The organism is Pontibacter ruber, from assembly GCF_023630205.1.
GTDB lineage: Bacteria > Bacteroidota > Bacteroidia > Cytophagales > Hymenobacteraceae > Pontibacter > Pontibacter ruber.
On sequence record NZ_JALPRR010000002.1, the window covers coordinates 1,062,633 to 1,079,225 of the forward strand.

Consider the following 16,593-nt stretch of genomic DNA (forward strand, 5'->3'; position numbering starts at 1 on the left):
ACTTCCCGCCTCAGACTACCTAGAACGCGAGTTCGAAACTAGCGAGCGTAGCTCTGAGGGGCCTGGAGTGGTTGGAAGATTACTCAATAAACAAACAAGTAGAAAATATTAAACCAGTATATGGAACAACGCATTACCCTTATAACCCTTGGTGTAAAAAACCTGCAGCGCTCAAAAGACTTTTACCAGAACATACTTGGCTGGAAGCCACTGGAGAGCAGCAACGAAAGTATCGTTTTCTTTCAGCTGAACGGTCTGCAACTGGCCCTCTTCCCACAGGAATCTCTAGCTGATGACGCAGGTGTTGAAGCTGACGGCAAAGGCTTCAGAGGCTTCTCGCTGGCATACAATGTACGCTCAGAAAAGGAAGTGGATGAAGTGGTAGCTTCTTTGGAAGCAAAAGGTGTGAAGGTGCTGAAACAACCTCAAAAAGTTTTCTGGGGCGGCTACAGCAGCTACATCGCTGACCCGGACGACAACCTGTGGGAGATCGCTTATAATCCATTTATGTCCTTGGATGTTAATGGTAATGTTTCGGAGTCTATAGATTAATATTATCAGTAGATCTATGATCTCGACTTATAGTTAGGCACTAAGACTTACATTAGCTACACCTATTATCCTACTTGCTACTTTGATATTAATGGGTGGTGGGCATGGATGGTATGAGCCTGCTATTCTTTTGCTGGCATTTGGATTTATAACTACCATCATGACAGACTCATTGAATGCTATGTCTGTTATACTGGCAGCCTTACAATTTCCACTATACGGTCTCATTATAGATATTGCGAAAAATAAAGGCAAACTAAAATGGGCAGTGCTGTTTATTGCTGTTTTGCATTTAGCACTCGCAATTTCAATACTTATACTTAGGGACGAAACCTGGAGCTAATTCACTCATTCACTCAATCACTCATTCAAAATTAATTCCGTGCAGACTTTCCTGGAGCTAACGGCGAAATACGTTTACGAGAAGTATAAAGAGAACATCAGCGAGCTGTGTATTATTCTGCCTTCACGTCGTGCGAGTTTCTTTTTTAAAAATGCGCTGGCGCAGGCGGTACCGGAGCCTATCTGGTCGCCTGAGGTGTTTGGTATGGAGGACTTTATTACGCGCCTTGCCAAAACCGATGTGCTGGAGCCGATCAACCTGCAGCTGGAGCTTTACGACCTCATGCGCGAACAGGATCCGACGCTGGATTTCGACCAATTCGTGACCTGGGGTGGCACCTTGCTCGCTGACTTCAGCCGGATAGACCAGAACATGGTGGATACCGGTAAGCTGTTTGAGTACCTGAGCGAGGCAAAGGCACTGGAGCGCTGGGACCCGAAGTACCTGGGCAAGGAGCTCTCTCCTACCATGAAAAAGTACTTCAGCCTCTGGGACAACATCGAGAAGACCTACCACAACCTGCGCAAGCGCCTGCTTAAAAACAAGCAAGCCTACACTGGTATGGCTTTCCGGAAGGTGGCGAATGACATTGAAAGTATAGCCAAAGAACCGGGTTGCGCGCAGTACATCTTCATTGGCCTCAATGCCCTTACCAGCTCTGAAGAAAAGATCATCAAAACCCTGCTGAAGCACGACAAGGCGGAGGTGCTTTTTGACAGCGATGATTTTTACATGGAAGAAGGCACACCTAACCGGGCGGGCAGCTTCCTGCGCAAGTATAAATCCGGATGGAAACTACCGGAATGGCGCTGGCAGCAAAATTTGCTGCTGACCGATGAGAAGGAGATCAACGTGATCGGAGTAGCCAATGCCAGTATGCAGGGCAAACTGGCCGGGCAGCTATTGCAGGAGATTCGTCAGCAGGACAAGCACGCGCAGGTGGCCATCATCATGCCCGACGAAACGCTCTTGTTGCCGGTGCTGCACTCCATACCGGATGAGGTACCGAATTATAACGTAACCATGGGTTTGAGCTTTAAAGGTACACCCCTTGCTAACCTCATCGACCTGCTGTTTGACGTGCACCTGACAGGCGTAACGCAGCTACAGGAGTCGGGCTACAAAGTATACCAGTACCACCATTTGTCAGTAACGAAGCTGCTCACGCACCCTTTCATCCGCAGGTATGAACTATACTTAAACGAGCAGCCGGAGCAAGTCAAATTTCATGGCTTTGTACAGAAGGTGCTCGACAAGATCGTGCAGGACAACCGGGTGCTAATTACGGCAAACGACCTGCTGGAAATGGGCAATCACCAGCCGCTATTCGAAACGCTTTTCAAAAGCTGGCGCGACTGCGACGACATCATTGCCTCGTTGTACAGCCTGATCGATATGCTGCGCGAAGTATACAGCCACCAGCCCAACACCATCGAGACGGAGTACCTGTACATTTTCTATACCATCGTTAAGCGCCTTGACACCATTTTCGACTGCCGTGAGCAGAAGATCTCGGTGCGCAGTTTTCGTAAGTTCCTGAACGAACTCATCGCCTCTACCCGACTGCCATTCAGCGGCGAGCCGATCTCGGAGGTGCAGATCATGGGTATGCTCGAGACGCGTGCGCTTGATTTTGAGAACGTGATCATCCTATCGGTGAACGAGAACACGCTGCCGGCACCAAAGCGGCACGAGTCGCTGATGCCCTACGACGTGCTGAAGCAATTTGGCCTGCCAACTTATGCCGAAACCGAAGGCGCTATGGCTTACAATTTCTACCGCCTGCTGCAGCGCGCCAAGCGCGTGAACCTGCTGTACGTGCTGCCTTCCGACACTTACGGCTCTGGTGAGAAAAGCCGGTTTATACTTCAGCTACAGAACGATCTGGCCCTGCGCAACCCAAACATCAGGTTCCGCGACCTGACGGCCGCTGTGAACCAGAAACAGACGAAGAAGTATGACGAGGACATTGTCATTCAGAAAGATGAGCAGACGCTGGAGCAACTGAAGAAAGAGCTGCAGCGTGGCCTCTACCCTTCGCATCTGAACATGTACATTAACTGTTCGCTGCAATATTACTTCAGCCGCATTGCCAAGTTAAAGGAGATTGACGAGGTGGAAGAACAATTGGGCGCCGACCAGTTTGGTACCATTGTGCACCAGGTGCTGGAAGATTTCTTCCGTCCATTTGAGCAAAGCGGAAAGCCCATTGAAAAGCCGCATGTAGAGCAAATGCTGGAGCAACTGCCAAAGCAGGTGGAGCTGGAATTCAGGAAAGTGACCCGTGGTGCCACGCCGGAACGCGGCATGAATTACCTGCTCTTTAAAGTAGCCGTGCAGGTGCTGGAGAAATACCTGGATAAGCTGAAGGATTCAGATGAATTGCCGCTGTACGTTTTGCGCCTGGAAGAGCAGATGGAGGCTATACTTCCGGTGCAGGTGGGCGACGAACTTATACCCGTGAAAGTAGCAGGTAAAGCCGACCGCATTGACCTGACAGGCCACGACCTGCGCGTGATCGATTACAAGACCGGTAAAGTTGAACAGAACCAACTGCGCATAAAGCCGGAGGAAGTAGAACTGCATTTCACCACCGATCCGAAGTATGACAAAGCTCGTCAATTGTGGCTGTACGAGTATATCCTGCACCGCACCTTGCAGCAAAATCCCGAAACTATACTGCGTAACGGCCAGCATGTAGATCCGAGAAGTATAAACCCGAAGTCAGGTATACTTTCGTTCCGTAACCTCGATGCCGGTGTGCTCTCGTCGGAGTTTCCGTTTGTGGCTTCTTCTGGAAAAGATTTTGTGGAGGCTTCAGAAGAGATACTATCTAACTTCGTGCGCCGCCTGCTGGACCCCGAAGAGCCGATCCATAAAACCAATGATCTGGATGTATGCCAGTACTGTCCGTACAGAGGGATTTGTGCGCGATAGAAAACTATAATAACAAAAAGAGCAGCCACACGAATGGGCTGCTCTTTTTGTTTACTGGCAGTTATAGGTTAGTTGCAGATGCCTTATATTACACATTCACGTTTTGCATTTGCTCCTCCCGGTACCTGCCGCCGGCCGCTACTCCCTTTGGAGCAATCTGCTCGATCTGTTGCAACTCTTCCACGGTCAGAGATACATCCAGTGCGCCCAGGTTTTCCTCCAGGTACTTTCTGCGTTTGGTACCCGGTATTGGTACAATATCATCGCCCTGAGCCAGCAACCACGCCAAAGCCAGTTGCGAAGGCGTGCATCCTTTCTGGCCGGCCAGTTCTTCAATCTTCTTCACCAAATCCAGATTCTTCTGGAAGTTTTCACCCTGAAAGCGTGGCGAGTGGCGCCTGTAATCGTCTTCAGCCAGGTCTTCAAAGCGCTTGAACTGTCCTGTCAGGAAACCCCTGCCCAGCGGACTGTACGGCACAAAACCTATTCCCAGTTCGCGGCAGGCAGGCAGTATTTCATCTTCCACATCGCGGCTCCAGAGCGAATATTCTGTCTGTAGCGCCGTGATTGGATGTACGGCATGTGCTTTTCTGATCGTTTGCACAGAAGCTTCGGATAAGCCTAAAAATCGCACTTTGCCTTCTTTTACAAGGTCTGCCATTGCTCCGACAGTTTCTTCAATGGAAGTATCCTTATCTACCCGGTGCTGGTAATACAGATCAATGTAATCGATTCCTAGGCGTTTCAGGCTGGCTTCGCAGGCTTTTTTTACATATTCAGGCTTGCCGCTGATCCCTAAAAAGCTGCCATCCTGCCCCCGCACGTTTCCAAACTTGGTGGCAACAATCACCTTATCCCTTCTGTCCTTAATGGCTTTTCCTACCAGCTTTTCATTTTCGCCTACCCCATACATGTCGGCTGTGTCAAGGAAATCCACTCCCAATTCGAGTGCCCGGTGTATGGTTGCCACAGATTCATCATCGTTGCGGTTGCTGTAAAAGTCAGACATGCCCATGCAGCCCAGGCCCAGTGCAGCTATTTCCAGGCCTTGTTTTCCTAGCTTTCTTTTGATCATAGTATAAGTTTTAAATTTTCCTGATTACCATATCCTGATTATGCTCAAGCCTCCTCATCGAATTTTGAACCAGCTTCAGCCAAGCCAGGCATACTGTTTCTGATACGAATGTCTGCGCCGGTGCGGGTAAAATTCATTTCGTATTGTACCGGCTTTGCTCAAACTATATGTAACCATAGCAACAAACAAGGCTTTATATCCGAACTAATAGGGCTTACAGTTGTAATCGGCATTTATGAAAAGATTTGTGATTTCGGATAGCCATGGTGGGTACAAGGCTTTGGTACAATGCCTGGAGCGGTCAGGTTTTGATGCAGCGCAGGACCAGCTTATTTTTATCGGTGATGTGGTGGATGGCTGGTCGCAGACAAAGGAAAGCATTGCGTTGCTGCTCTCGTTGAAGCACCTGGTATACCTGCTGGGCAACCACGACCAATGGGCTCTGGAGTACTACACCGGCAAACTAGACGACAATGGCTCTGTGCTTAGGAGCTGGCTCTGGCAGGGAGGTGCTGCCACCATCGAATCCTACGGGCTGGGTAAACCAATGCCGCCAGAACAGTTGAATCTCCTTCAAAATGCGAAACTCTATCTTGTTACAGAAGATAATATCCTGTTTGTGCATGCTGGCTTTGATACCCGGAAACCTGTTGAGAGTACGGACGCCTACACCTTGCTCTGGAGCAGGGATTTTATTGAAAGCAATTACCTGCAGTATACGCAGCATAAAACCATACACATCAGCCGGTATAAAGAAGTATACATCGGCCATACGCCTACAATCGCATTAAACAAGCATCAGAAAAAGCCTTTGCATATGGGAAATCTTACCTTAATGGACACGGGCGCAGCATTTACAGGCTGCTTGTCTATCATGGATATCGACAGCAAAGAAGTATGGCAGTCGGATCCGGTTATGACATTGTACCCGGACGAGCCCGGCAGAAACGGAATCAGTTGGAATGACAGTAAAAATCTGGAAGTATAAGGCTAAAATTACTATCTAAGGGAACAGATTTCTGTTCGTAATGTATTATAAAATTATATCTTCAAATTTGCGCAATCGGTAATGTCAGCATAAGTAAATTACAACACTTGAACATATTCATTTTATTTCTTTCCAGGCTCAGGCTATCGCTGCAGATCGTGAAAACGGCGCTGGCAGCTGCCATTTCGTGGTTTGTAGCTACCAACCTGCTTCATGCCGAGTACCCCTACTTTGCTGCGTTGGCTGCCATACTTACCGTGCAGGTAACTGTCGCCGACTCTGTCGAAAAAGCAACGCAACGCATCATCGGCATCATTGGGGGCGTGATGCTGAGTATGCTGATCGGGCACTGGTTCCAGATCGGAGGGCTCTCCATTTTTGTTGTGATCCTGCTTGGCATGTGGATCTCGAAGGCGCTCCGCATGAACCCTCAGATCATTTCGCAGGTGGCCGTGAGTTCTTTTCTTGTGCTGGCGTTCGGGCAATCTGAAGAAGGGTATGCCTTCGACCGGATCATAGAAACCATCATAGGGTCCGCTATAGCCGTTCTGATAAATGCCGTGATAGTCCCGCAGGATGCCATTCCGGAAGTAGAACAAAGTATACTGAGGTTGAGCAAAATAGCATCCAGCACCCTGAAAAGCCTGCACGTGATCCTGGACGTAAGCGGCAGCAGAAGAAAAACCGGAAGGTCGGAGGTAGACGCGCTTATACTTGAAACGGAAAACTGCCATAAAACCCTGAAGCTGGCCGAGCAAAGCCTGAAGTATAATATTTTCCTGACGCACAAGCGCACCCGGCTCAGCCGCCTGGCTGTAAGTATAAGCAAGCTGGAGCATATCACCGTTCAAATCAGGGGTATCCGGCGTGGTCTGGCAGATTTGCAGTTAGACGAGACCTTTCAGCTGGAGTTCTCGGATCTGCAACAGCTTAAACGGGCAATGGATGCCACAGCCAACTGCATAACGGCTTTCGGCGAAACCATGATACATGCCTCTGAAGCCAACCTGTTACAGCTCAGCAAAGCAATCGAGCTGGCCCGGTCAGAGCAGGCACTTTGCCTGCTTGAACTTAGAAATATTGCCTCTTTGGAGACGCTGCGCGATGTAGGAAGCGTACTTACCGACCTGAGCCGCATTGTTGCCGAAACCGAGCGCCAGAACCTGAGCCGGGAAATAGCCAAAGTGAAGTAAAGCTCCTGGTCCACGAAGTATAGTTTGATGATACTTTATCTTTTCCGGATAATTTCACCTGCTTAACTTGCCTGTGTAAGCTTTTATCAAATGGCCGAAGAATATTTACCCACTTACCAGATTCAGGACTTTGATGCCCGTCGGCAGAAGGAATGTTATTTTTATATCAGCTCTTTTGCTGCACACCTGAAAGCCCATAAGTTTATACAGAAACCGCACAAGCACAACTTCTTCATCGTGCTGATCATCACGCAGGGCACCGGCATCCATACGGTTGACTTTAAAGAGTACCAGGTGGAGCCCAATACAGTGTTCTTCATGGCACCCGGACAGGTACACAGCTGGCAGCTTTCTGATGATACGGATGGCTTTATCCTGTTCTTTACGCCTGAATTTTACTTGCTAACCTACCCGCACAAAAAGCTGTTTTCTTTTCCTTTTTTCAATGGCTTGCTGCACAGCCCGGTGCTTACATTTGGAATACCTGAGCGCGATTTGCTACTGGGGCTGGTAGGCAGTATGCAGCATGAATTTATACAGCAACAGTTGTTGAAAGAAGACGTGCTTCGGGATTACCTCGATATCCTGCTCATCTCCCTTACGCGCATGTACAGGTTGCACTACAAAGAGGAGTTCTTTGCCGTTTCCTCGCTTTCACAGTTACAACTACTCGAGAACCTGATTGATCGCTATTACAAAGAACATAAGCCGGTAAGCTTTTATGCTGAAGAATTGAACCTGACCGCTAAACAGCTCAACGAGATCAGCAAACGGAGCACAGGCAAAACCCCAACCGAACTGATACAGGAGCGCCTTGTACTGGAAGCGCAAAGGTTGCTGGTTCATTCCGACCTGACCGTGTCGCAGGTGGCCATGGAACTGGGATACTTTGATAATGCGTACTTCTTTCGCTTCTTTAAAAAGCATGTAGGCAAAACGCCAGAGCAATTCAGAAATACCCACAGCTGATTTATTTCCAGGGTTTCTGATGCACTTACCAGTTAAAACCGTACTGCTATGCGGAGGTACATTTGTGCAGTATTTGGGAGTATAAGTCCAGTACTTCCGGTATGATGCTTGCATACCTTTGTAGTACACTAGTTCTTGTAAGAGATGAGTTGGAGAGACACCACGCTTTATAGCATTCTGAATACCAAGTGCCCCCGTTGCCATGATGGTGACATGTTTCCGAAAGGCACGCTTTATAATTTTCGCAAGTTCTCAGACATGCATGAAAAATGCGACTGCTGCGGCCAGCCTTTTGAGCCGGAAACGGGCTTTTACTATGGGGCTATGTTTGTGAGTTACGGCTTCAGCACTGCTATCTTTATCGCAGTATGGATCGCGCTGAGCCTGCTTACAGAAGAAGTGACGATGTTTATGATGATCGTTGCGCTGGTAATATCTGTGGTTGCCTTGCTCCCGTTAAACTTCAGGCTGTCGCGCAGCATCTGGATCAATTTCTTTGTCCGGTACGCCGGCCCTTGTAAGCAACAAAAGGCTCAGCTATAATCCGGGTTGTTATTTACCCTGATAGCGGAGTTTTTCAGATAAAGCAATTATTACATTTTGCCTCCTCTCCAACTACAAGTTTTAGTTTGGGGGAGGCAATTTTTTTGTTTTTTTCTTTTGTTGCTACCTGCTTCAGAACGATTGAATTACGTCTGTTAACACCTTTTTTCTTCCCTCTTAGGCCCGTTTTCCTGTAATTCCCAGCTTAACCCTGCAGGGCAACTTCCGTAAAGGCGCAAGGGAGTAGCTGGCCTAGTAACCGCTTCATGAATATACTAAGCGCCAAATGTTCCCGTTAAACTTATAAATTACTATATTTGATATTATAACAGCAACGCCTCGTCGTAAGCACGTTGCTGCTTGGCTTCGATCTGTCTGATCCATCAATAAACATATATTGTTTTGCGAAAACTTTTACTTTTTTTATTTCTGATTGTTAGTACGCTGCAGGCTTATAGCCAGAGCAATTACCTGCATGTAATTGCCAAGCCTGGAGATGGAATTTATACGTTGCTTCGTCGCCACGGGCTCAATCCGTCGGAGCATTTAAAGCATTTTCTGGAGCTTAACCAGGATAAGATTGGTGACAACAATAGCCTGGTAGTAGGCAAAAAATATCTTCTACCGCCGGTAACTTCAGCAGCGGCAGGTTCAAAAACAAAACCTGTTACAGCCAAAACAGCCAGTGTAGAAACTTCCAACTCTTCACGCGTACTTAAAGTACCACTTTTTGGAGACAAGTATGAGCGGATAGAAGTAAGAAGCCAGGCATTGAAAGGTGCTGTGTACTACCTCTCTTCAGGCCACGGTGGTCCGGACCCTGGAGCGGTAGGCAAGTATGGCCCCTACGAGCTTGCTGAGGATGAGTATGCCTATGATGTAACCATCCGGCTGGCCCGCCGGCTGATGGAGTATGGCGCTACGGTTTACATGGTGGTGCAGGATGAGAACGACGGTATCCGGGACGAAGGCGTGCTTAAAATGGACTACGATGAGGAGCACCACGGAGGCAAAAAGATATCCACGAGCCAGAAGTACCGCTTACGCGAGCGCACTGCTGCCATCAACCAGTTATACTACAAACACAAAGGTGCTTACCAGCGCATGCTCTCAATCCATGTGGACAGCCGCAGCATAGGTAAAAACATCGACGTGTTCTTTTACCACCACGAGAACAGCGCGTCCGGCGAGAAACTGGCAAAAAGCATACATCAGGTATTTACGTCTAAGTACAAGCGCTACCAGCCCAACCGCGATTACTTTGGCAGCGTTTCGCATCGGAGTAGCCTCTACGAGGTTAAGTACAGCTACCCGCCCAATGTCTTTATTGAGCTAGGCAACATCCGCAACAGCCTCGACCAGCGCCGCTTCGTTATTGCCGATAACAGGCAGGCCCTGGCTAACTGGATCGCCGACGGCATCATCAACGACTATAAATCGAAGTAAAACAAAAAGAGCAGGATGAAGTACCTGCTCTTTTTGTTTTCAACTATGCGTTATTTCTTCTGCTGCTCCGCTTTCAGGAAATCATACTTCAGCAAGTTGATAATTGCGTTACGGTGCGCATCGGCCGACATTGTTTCGGCATCTTTGTTTACCATTTCGTCGGTGCCTATGAGCAGTTGCCGCTTCACATTATCCGGGTCTTTTTCTCTGGAGAAATACAGCGCTACATAATCGCGCTGGCCAAAATTTCCTTTCACCCCGATGCCCATTCCGTTCAGGATACCGTCCAGCACGTCTACAACGCCGGGCTCAGATTTTGAAGCAAAGCCAAAGTACTTAAAGCCTGCATCTGTTACCATTTTATGCCGTGGAAAGTCTTTAGCCAAGCCTTGCTCAAAGCTACGCTCCTGCTCTTTATCATCAAATCGATACAGTAATACAAAGTTGTTCATAGCTTATTATGGTTTAATTTACAAAAGAGTGTACTATACTTAGCTACGTGAGGCCCTCTCATTAGTTAGTCGCCCCGGAGCTATACTAACCCATACCTTGCTATTTAAAAGACTGATTCTGATTCGATTCCTGTTCTAACCGGCTTTATTTGATGCAATTTGAAAGACATTCGGGTCTATGTTTTATACTTACCCAGATAGCCAGACAAGAGCCTCTGACAAATCATCCAGTAAATAATATACCCGAAATGCTACCTACAGCAGCTTTGTCACGTATTAAACCTCACCTAACCAATGCAATTTTGAAGCACCCGCTTTAACTTATTTTAATCAGTATTACCGCTTTTATGGCAAACAACACCTCTCCTATGCAGCTGCAGTTTATTGGTGCGGCTGGCGTTGTAACGGGTTCCAAGACCCTGCTGCAAACAGACAAGTATAAAATTCTGATCGACTGCGGTCTTTTTCAGGGAAATAAATCGGAGCGAAAGCTCAACAAAGTAAAGCGGCTACCTTTTAAGCCTTCTGAGTTGGATGCCGTTATCCTGACGCACGGCCACCTTGACCACACGGGCTATCTTCCGGCGCTGATAAAGAAAGGATTTACAGGTCCCATTTATGCCACCACTCCTACCCGCGACATCACCGAGATCATACTTCGAGATAGCGCTAAAATTCAGAAGGAAGATGCACGGGAAGCCAACAAACGGCTGCGGGAAGGAAAGAAACCGATCCGGCCCCTTTACCGCAATAAGCACGTTTCGCAGACGATGGAATTATTCCGAACCCATGAAGACGGCCAGTGGATCAGTATCAAAGATGATCTGAAGCTCCGTTTCCAGAAGAGCGGCCACATCATCGGTTCTGCTTCCGTTGAGTTGGAGTACCAGGAACGGAGATTCGTATTCTCCGGCGACATCGGCCAGCGCGACCCGCTTATACTTGACCCACCTTCCCGCATCCACACCGCAGATTACGTGGTGATGGAATCTACCTACGGAAATAAATTGCATGATAACAGTGTGTCTCCTTTCCAGGCGCTTCAGGATGTGGTAAACAAAGCACACGAAAAAGGAGGATCGCTGGTGATACCGAGCTTTGCTGTGGAACGGGCGCAGGAAATCATCATGCTGCTTAACAACCTGATGGACGAAAGGAGCATTCCGCGCCTGCCTATTTACTTCGACTCGCCGATGGGCAGCAACATCACCAAGGTTTTTCAGGAGCACGAAGATTGGCACAACCTCTCCGAGTCCGAAACAAACAAGCTCACTGAAAATGTACACATCGTGGAGAGCTTTAGCGAAACCCTTACCGTGCTGGATGAGAACGGACCTAAAAGCAAGATCATCATAGCCGGCAGCGGTATGGCAACTGGTGGCCGCGTACTGCATTACCTAAAGGAGCTGGTGGGCGACGAGAAAAATACCGTTTTGCTGGTAGGGCACCAGGCAGAGGGTACACGCGGACACCAACTGTGCAACAATGCAGCGGAGATCGAGATAGACAATGAGAAGTATAAAGTATGCGCAGAAGTATGCCAGATCGGTTCCCTTTCTGCCCACGGCGACCAGAAGGACCTGCTGTGGTGGCTGAAGCGTTTCAAAGAGGCGCCAAAGCAGCTGTTTCTCAACCACGGCGAAGGCGACGCTGCCGAAACGCTGAAGCAGAAAATAGAACAGGAGTTTGATTGGCCGGTAACGGTGGCGGAGATGAATAAAATATATGAGCTTTAATAAGCCCTACCTCCTTCTGCGTGCTTCCCGTGAAAAGAGGTAGATTTTATTCTTAAAAGTACTAGTGTCAGACCATCTCTCCGATCACCACTTTTCAGGCTACTGTCACTTGTTAGTAACCTATTGTCACTCAATTGTTTAAACATTAGGTATTACTTGCCGTTACAACGGTAAACAATATTAAAATGATGTTTAAGTAAAGCGGATGAGGGCGAGAGATTATGAGAACAATACTTTTACTCCTATTGCTGTTTACAGCTTCTACAAAGGCCATTTCACAGGATACCCTTCAACTACCCGCAACTTCAGCACCCGGTGAGGCAGACGTGTCCATAGCTAAAGGCAACTGGCTGGTAGGTGCCATAATTGGTTCAACTGGTTACAACTTCAGCACCGATACTTATAGTCTGCTTGTCAATCCGAGGGCTGGTTATTTCATTGGTCAAAACTTTGTTCTGGGCGCAGAATTTCTTGCAAACTTGGAGAGCCTTGATGAAGAAACTAACTTCCGGTACGGGATTACACCATTTGTTCGTTATTACTATACTCAGGGCGGTGGGCCATCGGGGCGTATTTTTCAGGAAGGCGTAGTCGGTATAGCTGGTAGCTCGGTTGAAGGTGCGGACGATGAGCCGGTTTCTTTTGTGATAGGTATCCGGTTTGGATATGCTCATTTTATTGCGCGAAATGTGTCTATAGAACCTATTCTAGGCTATACCTATACCAAAGCTGATATTGGTGATAGTTCTGGTGGCGGCGGTCTTGCTTTAGCTTTAGGTCTGCAGATTTACCTGCCTGGCAGAGGCACAAGCGGAGAATAAACAAAACAGTCCCGGTACCAAAAGAGCCACCTGCCTAACAGCGTGGCTCTTTTGGTTAAACAACACCCTTAACGGTAGTGCCTACTACCACCTCTCTTCTTAGAATTATATGTACGCAAGTGAAGTGTTCAGCTTAAAAGTATAACTTGCCCGTTATACTTTGTTTCACTTCAACTACATGTTCAACACAAAGCTTATACTTACCGCTGCCCTGCTGGCCGTCGGCGCCAGCGGCTTTGCCCAGGAGCAACTGCCCATGCCGCGCAATATCCAGCAGGCTTACGAAAAAGGCACCCGCTCCGCTAGCGGCGTACCCGGGCAAAACTACTGGCAGAACTCGGCCGATTATACGATCAAGCTCAATTTTGACCCGAATACCCGCCAGTTGTCCGGCACCGTTGCTATTGATTACGTGAACAACAGCCCCGATACGCTCCGGCAGATCTGGTTTAAGCTCTACCCGAACTTTTACAAGAAAGGAGCTGCCCGCGCCCGAAGTATAGATCCGAAAGATGTAACCGACGGCGTTCAGATCCAGCAACTAAGTATAAACCAGCAGGCCGAGGATGTTGCCAAGCTGCGCATCGACGGCACCAACATGCCGGTAACCATCAAACCGCTGGCTCCGAAAGGCAGAGCTAAAGTATCCATCACGTACAGTTATACTTTAAATGAGGGCTCGCATAACCGTACCGGTCAGGTAGACGAGGGTTCGCACTTTATCGCCTACTTCTTTCCGCGCATTGCCGTTTACGACGACATCGATGGCTGGAACCGCTTTGCCTACAACGGCTCACAGGAGTTTTACAACGACTTCAGCAACTTCAACTTTGAGGTGACGGTACCAAAGAATTTTGTGGTCTGGGCTACCGGCGATCTGAAGAATGCTTCGGAGGTGCTGCAGAAAAAGTATGTGAAACGCCTGCAGGAGGCTGAGAAAAAAGACAAGATCATCACCGTGATCGACAGCACCGATCTGAAGCGCAAAGACATCACAGCACAAAACGCCACCAACACTTGGAAGTTTGAAGCAAGAAATATAGTTGATTTTGCCTTTGCCACCAGCGACCGCTACATGTGGAAGTCGACCAGCCTGGTAGTGGACCCGAAAACCAAACGCCGCACCCGCGTAGATGCCGCTTTCCTGCCTAAGCAAAAGGACTTTTACGAAGTGGTAGACTTTGGCCGTAAAATCGTAGAGGCCATGAGCTATACGTTCCCGAAATGGCCTTTCCCATACTCGCATATCTCCGTGTTCCAGGGGCTGGACCAGATGGAGTACCCGATGATGGTAAACGACAACCCAATGGAGGATCGTGCTGATGTGATCATGCTTACCGACCACGAGATCTTCCACACGATGTTTCCATTTTACCTGGGCACAAACGAAACCAAGTATGGCTGGATGGATGAAGGCTGGGCCACGATAGGTGAGTGGATCATCTCTCCTATCATCGATCCGAAAATTGTAGACGACTACGGTGTGGCTCCCTATGGCGCTGCAGCAGGCACCGAGGTCGATTTACCGATCACGACGCTGACCACGCAGCAAAGCGGCACTTCCATGTTCCTCAACTCTTACCCTAAACCGGCGCTCGGCTACCTGTATGTAAAGGACATGCTGGGCGATGCGCTCTTCGAAAAGGCGCTGCATTTTTACATCGAAAAGTGGCAGGGCAAGCACCCGCAACCCTACGACTTCTTCAACGCCATAAACGCCGGCTCGGGCCGTAACCTTAACTGGTTCTGGCAACGCTGGTTCTTCGATGCAGGTTACCCCGATTTAGCAATTGCTAACGTGCAGCAGCAGAACGGCGAGTACCAGGTTACAGTGGAGTCTGTCGGCACCAAGCCGGTGCCGGTAGACCTGGTGATTACGTATGCCGATAACACCACTTTCACCATTCATAAAACGGTGGAGGTGTGGGAGAAAGGAAACAAAACCGTGCTGCTGAGCTTTAAACCACAGAAGGCTGTAAAACAGCTGGAACTGAAAGGCACCCATGTGCCGGACAGCAACAAGCGTAACAACTTATACCAGGTAACCCAACCGCAATAACCCCAGAAAAGCAGCTCCGAAAAGGCTGCTTTTTTGATGTACTTGTGCGCTGAAAGCGTATATTAGTTTATGCAATAAGCCACACCCAAAAGTATAAAACTATGATCGATACCTCCTCTTCTGTGCAGCTTCGGTTCTTAGGCGGTGCCGGTACCGTAACAGGCTCCAAAATCCTTGTTAAAACAGACAAGTACCAGATCCTCATCGACTGCGGCATGTTTCAGGGGCTCAAGCAACTGCGTTTGCTGAACTGGCAGAAGCTCCCGATAAATACAGAAGAGTTGGACGCGATCATTCTCACGCACGGTCACCTCGACCATTGCGGTTACCTGCCGGTGCTGGTGAAGAACGGCTACAACGGACCCATTTATGCCACCACGCCTACCCGCGACGTGACCGAAATCATACTTCGCGACAGTGCTAAAATTCAGGAAGAAGATGCTGCCGAAGCTAACCGAAAGGGCTTCTCAAAGCACCACCCGGCCAAGCCGCTCTATTCCCTGCCCGACGTTGACCTTACCATGCCGCTCTTCGAGACGCATGACGACAACGAGTGGGTGATCATTAACGAAGACTTTAAGTTCTGCTTCCGTAAAAGCGGCCATATACTGGGTTCGGCAATCGTAGAGCTCAGGTGTCAGGGCCGCAAATTTGTTTTCTCCGGCGACCTGGGCCGGCGTACGCCGATCCTGATGGACCCGCCTGTTTTCATAAAGGAAGCTGATTACCTGGTGCTGGAGTCTACCTACGGTGACCGATTGCACGAGCAGGTCTCGCCTTATGATGAGTTGCAGGAGGTAGTAAACCATACCATTGAGAAAGGAGGCGTACTGGTGATTCCGAGCTTTGCGGTGGAGCGGGCGCAGGAATTGCTTCTATTATTGAATACTTTGCGCGAAGACCGCAGCATCCCTCCTATCCCTATTTACCTGGACACTCCCATGGGCATCGACGTTACCGAGCTCTACCTGCACCACCGCGACTGGCACAATTTGTCGGATGCCGAGTGCCGCACCATGATGCACAACGTGCATGTGATCCGGGAATTTGAGCAGACCCTGCACGTGCTTGATAAAGCCGGTCCTAAGATCATTATAGCGGGTAGCGGCATGGTGACAGGCGGCCGCGTACTCTATTACCTGGAGCAGCTGTTAGGGGATTCCAAAAACACAGTCTTATTAGTTGGCTACCAGGCGCCGGGCACACGCGGCAACCTGCTGCGCAGTGGAGCAACCGAGATCAAGATGCAGGGCGGTTACTACCAGGTGCAGGCCGAAATCCGGCAGATATCTACGCTCTCGGCACACGGCGACCAGTCGGACCTGCTCTGGTGGCTGTCGCATTTTAAGGAAGCGCCGCAGCAGGTGTTTCTCAATCACGGCGAAGCGCAGGCACTGGAGGCGTTGCGTCTGAAAATTACCGACACCCTGGGCTGGCCGGTAACAATTGCTGAAATGGGGACGACTTACGAACTATAGC

The 16,593-nt window shown here is 48.9% G+C and carries 14 protein-coding genes; 12 read left to right on the forward strand and 2 right to left on the reverse strand.

Features of this window, described 5'->3' with window-relative positions; translation table 11 throughout:
- Positions 1-120 precede the first annotated feature (120 nt).
- The 3 genes from MJ611_RS11380 (at position 121) to MJ611_RS11390 (ending at position 3,832) form a co-directional block, all read left to right on the forward strand.
- Positions 121-552 carry a VOC family protein gene (locus tag MJ611_RS11380; protein ID WP_250429903.1) on the forward strand — a complete coding sequence of 144 codons (432 nt, stop codon included), beginning with the start codon at positions 121-123 and terminating at the stop codon, positions 550-552.
- Positions 553-634: 82 nt separating this feature from the next.
- Entirely contained in the window at positions 635-895 is a 261-nt protein-coding gene (locus MJ611_RS11385) for a hypothetical protein (protein ID WP_250429904.1), read from the forward strand.
- A 39-nt stretch (positions 896-934) separates the two neighbouring features.
- Positions 935-3,832, forward strand: coding sequence for a PD-(D/E)XK nuclease family protein (locus MJ611_RS11390; RefSeq protein WP_250429906.1), 2,898 nt, complete (start codon positions 935-937; stop codon positions 3,830-3,832).
- An 88-nt stretch (positions 3,833-3,920) separates the two neighbouring features.
- On the opposite strand, the gene MJ611_RS11395 is transcribed toward MJ611_RS11390, so the two are convergent.
- Entirely contained in the window at positions 3,921-4,907 is a 987-nt protein-coding gene (locus tag MJ611_RS11395) for an aldo/keto reductase (protein WP_250429907.1), read from the reverse strand.
- 235 nt (positions 4,908-5,142) lie between these two features.
- Between MJ611_RS11395 and MJ611_RS11400 the strand changes: the two genes are divergently transcribed.
- From MJ611_RS11400 to MJ611_RS11420, 5 genes are all read left to right on the forward strand, one after another.
- Positions 5,143-5,895 (forward strand): metallophosphoesterase, encoded by a 753-nt coding sequence (locus MJ611_RS11400; RefSeq protein WP_250429908.1) that lies wholly within the window; start codon positions 5,143-5,145, stop codon positions 5,893-5,895.
- 107 nt (positions 5,896-6,002) lie between these two features.
- Positions 6,003-7,088, forward strand: coding sequence for an FUSC family protein (locus tag MJ611_RS11405; protein WP_250429909.1), 1,086 nt, complete (start codon positions 6,003-6,005; stop codon positions 7,086-7,088).
- A 90-nt stretch (positions 7,089-7,178) separates the two neighbouring features.
- Positions 7,179-8,057, forward strand: coding sequence for a helix-turn-helix domain-containing protein (locus MJ611_RS11410; protein WP_250429910.1), 879 nt, complete (start codon positions 7,179-7,181; stop codon positions 8,055-8,057).
- Between the two features lie 144 nt (positions 8,058-8,201).
- Positions 8,202-8,600 carry a DUF983 domain-containing protein gene (locus tag MJ611_RS11415; protein ID WP_250429911.1) on the forward strand — a complete coding sequence of 133 codons (399 nt, stop codon included), beginning with the start codon at positions 8,202-8,204 and terminating at the stop codon, positions 8,598-8,600.
- A gap of 402 nt (positions 8,601-9,002) precedes the next feature.
- Complete coding sequence (locus MJ611_RS11420) at positions 9,003-10,046, forward strand: N-acetylmuramoyl-L-alanine amidase family protein (RefSeq protein WP_250429913.1); 1,044 nt, start codon at positions 9,003-9,005, stop codon at positions 10,044-10,046.
- Positions 10,047-10,096: 50 nt separating this feature from the next.
- Here the strand turns inward: MJ611_RS11420 and MJ611_RS11425 are convergent, their stop codons facing one another.
- Positions 10,097-10,498 carry a hypothetical protein gene (locus MJ611_RS11425; protein WP_250429914.1) on the reverse strand — a complete coding sequence of 134 codons (402 nt, stop codon included), beginning with the start codon at positions 10,496-10,498 and terminating at the stop codon, positions 10,097-10,099.
- Between the two features lie 347 nt (positions 10,499-10,845).
- Here MJ611_RS11425 and MJ611_RS11430 point away from each other — a divergent pair, with 347 nt between their 5' ends.
- The 4 genes from MJ611_RS11430 (at position 10,846) to MJ611_RS11445 (ending at position 16,592) form a co-directional block, all read left to right on the forward strand.
- A complete protein-coding gene (locus MJ611_RS11430) occupies positions 10,846-12,234 on the forward strand; it encodes an MBL fold metallo-hydrolase (protein WP_250429915.1) in 1,389 nt (462 codons plus the stop codon).
- A gap of 221 nt (positions 12,235-12,455) precedes the next feature.
- On the forward strand, positions 12,456-13,055 hold the full coding sequence (locus MJ611_RS11435; protein ID WP_250429917.1) for a hypothetical protein: 600 nt from the start codon (positions 12,456-12,458) through the stop codon (positions 13,053-13,055).
- A gap of 178 nt (positions 13,056-13,233) precedes the next feature.
- A complete protein-coding gene (locus tag MJ611_RS11440) occupies positions 13,234-15,114 on the forward strand; it encodes a M1 family metallopeptidase (protein WP_250429919.1) in 1,881 nt (626 codons plus the stop codon).
- Between the two features lie 101 nt (positions 15,115-15,215).
- Positions 15,216-16,592: an MBL fold metallo-hydrolase RNA specificity domain-containing protein gene (locus MJ611_RS11445; RefSeq protein ID WP_250429921.1), complete on the forward strand. Its 1,377-nt coding sequence runs from the start codon at positions 15,216-15,218 to the stop codon at positions 16,590-16,592.
- Position 16,593: the final 1 nt, after the last annotated feature.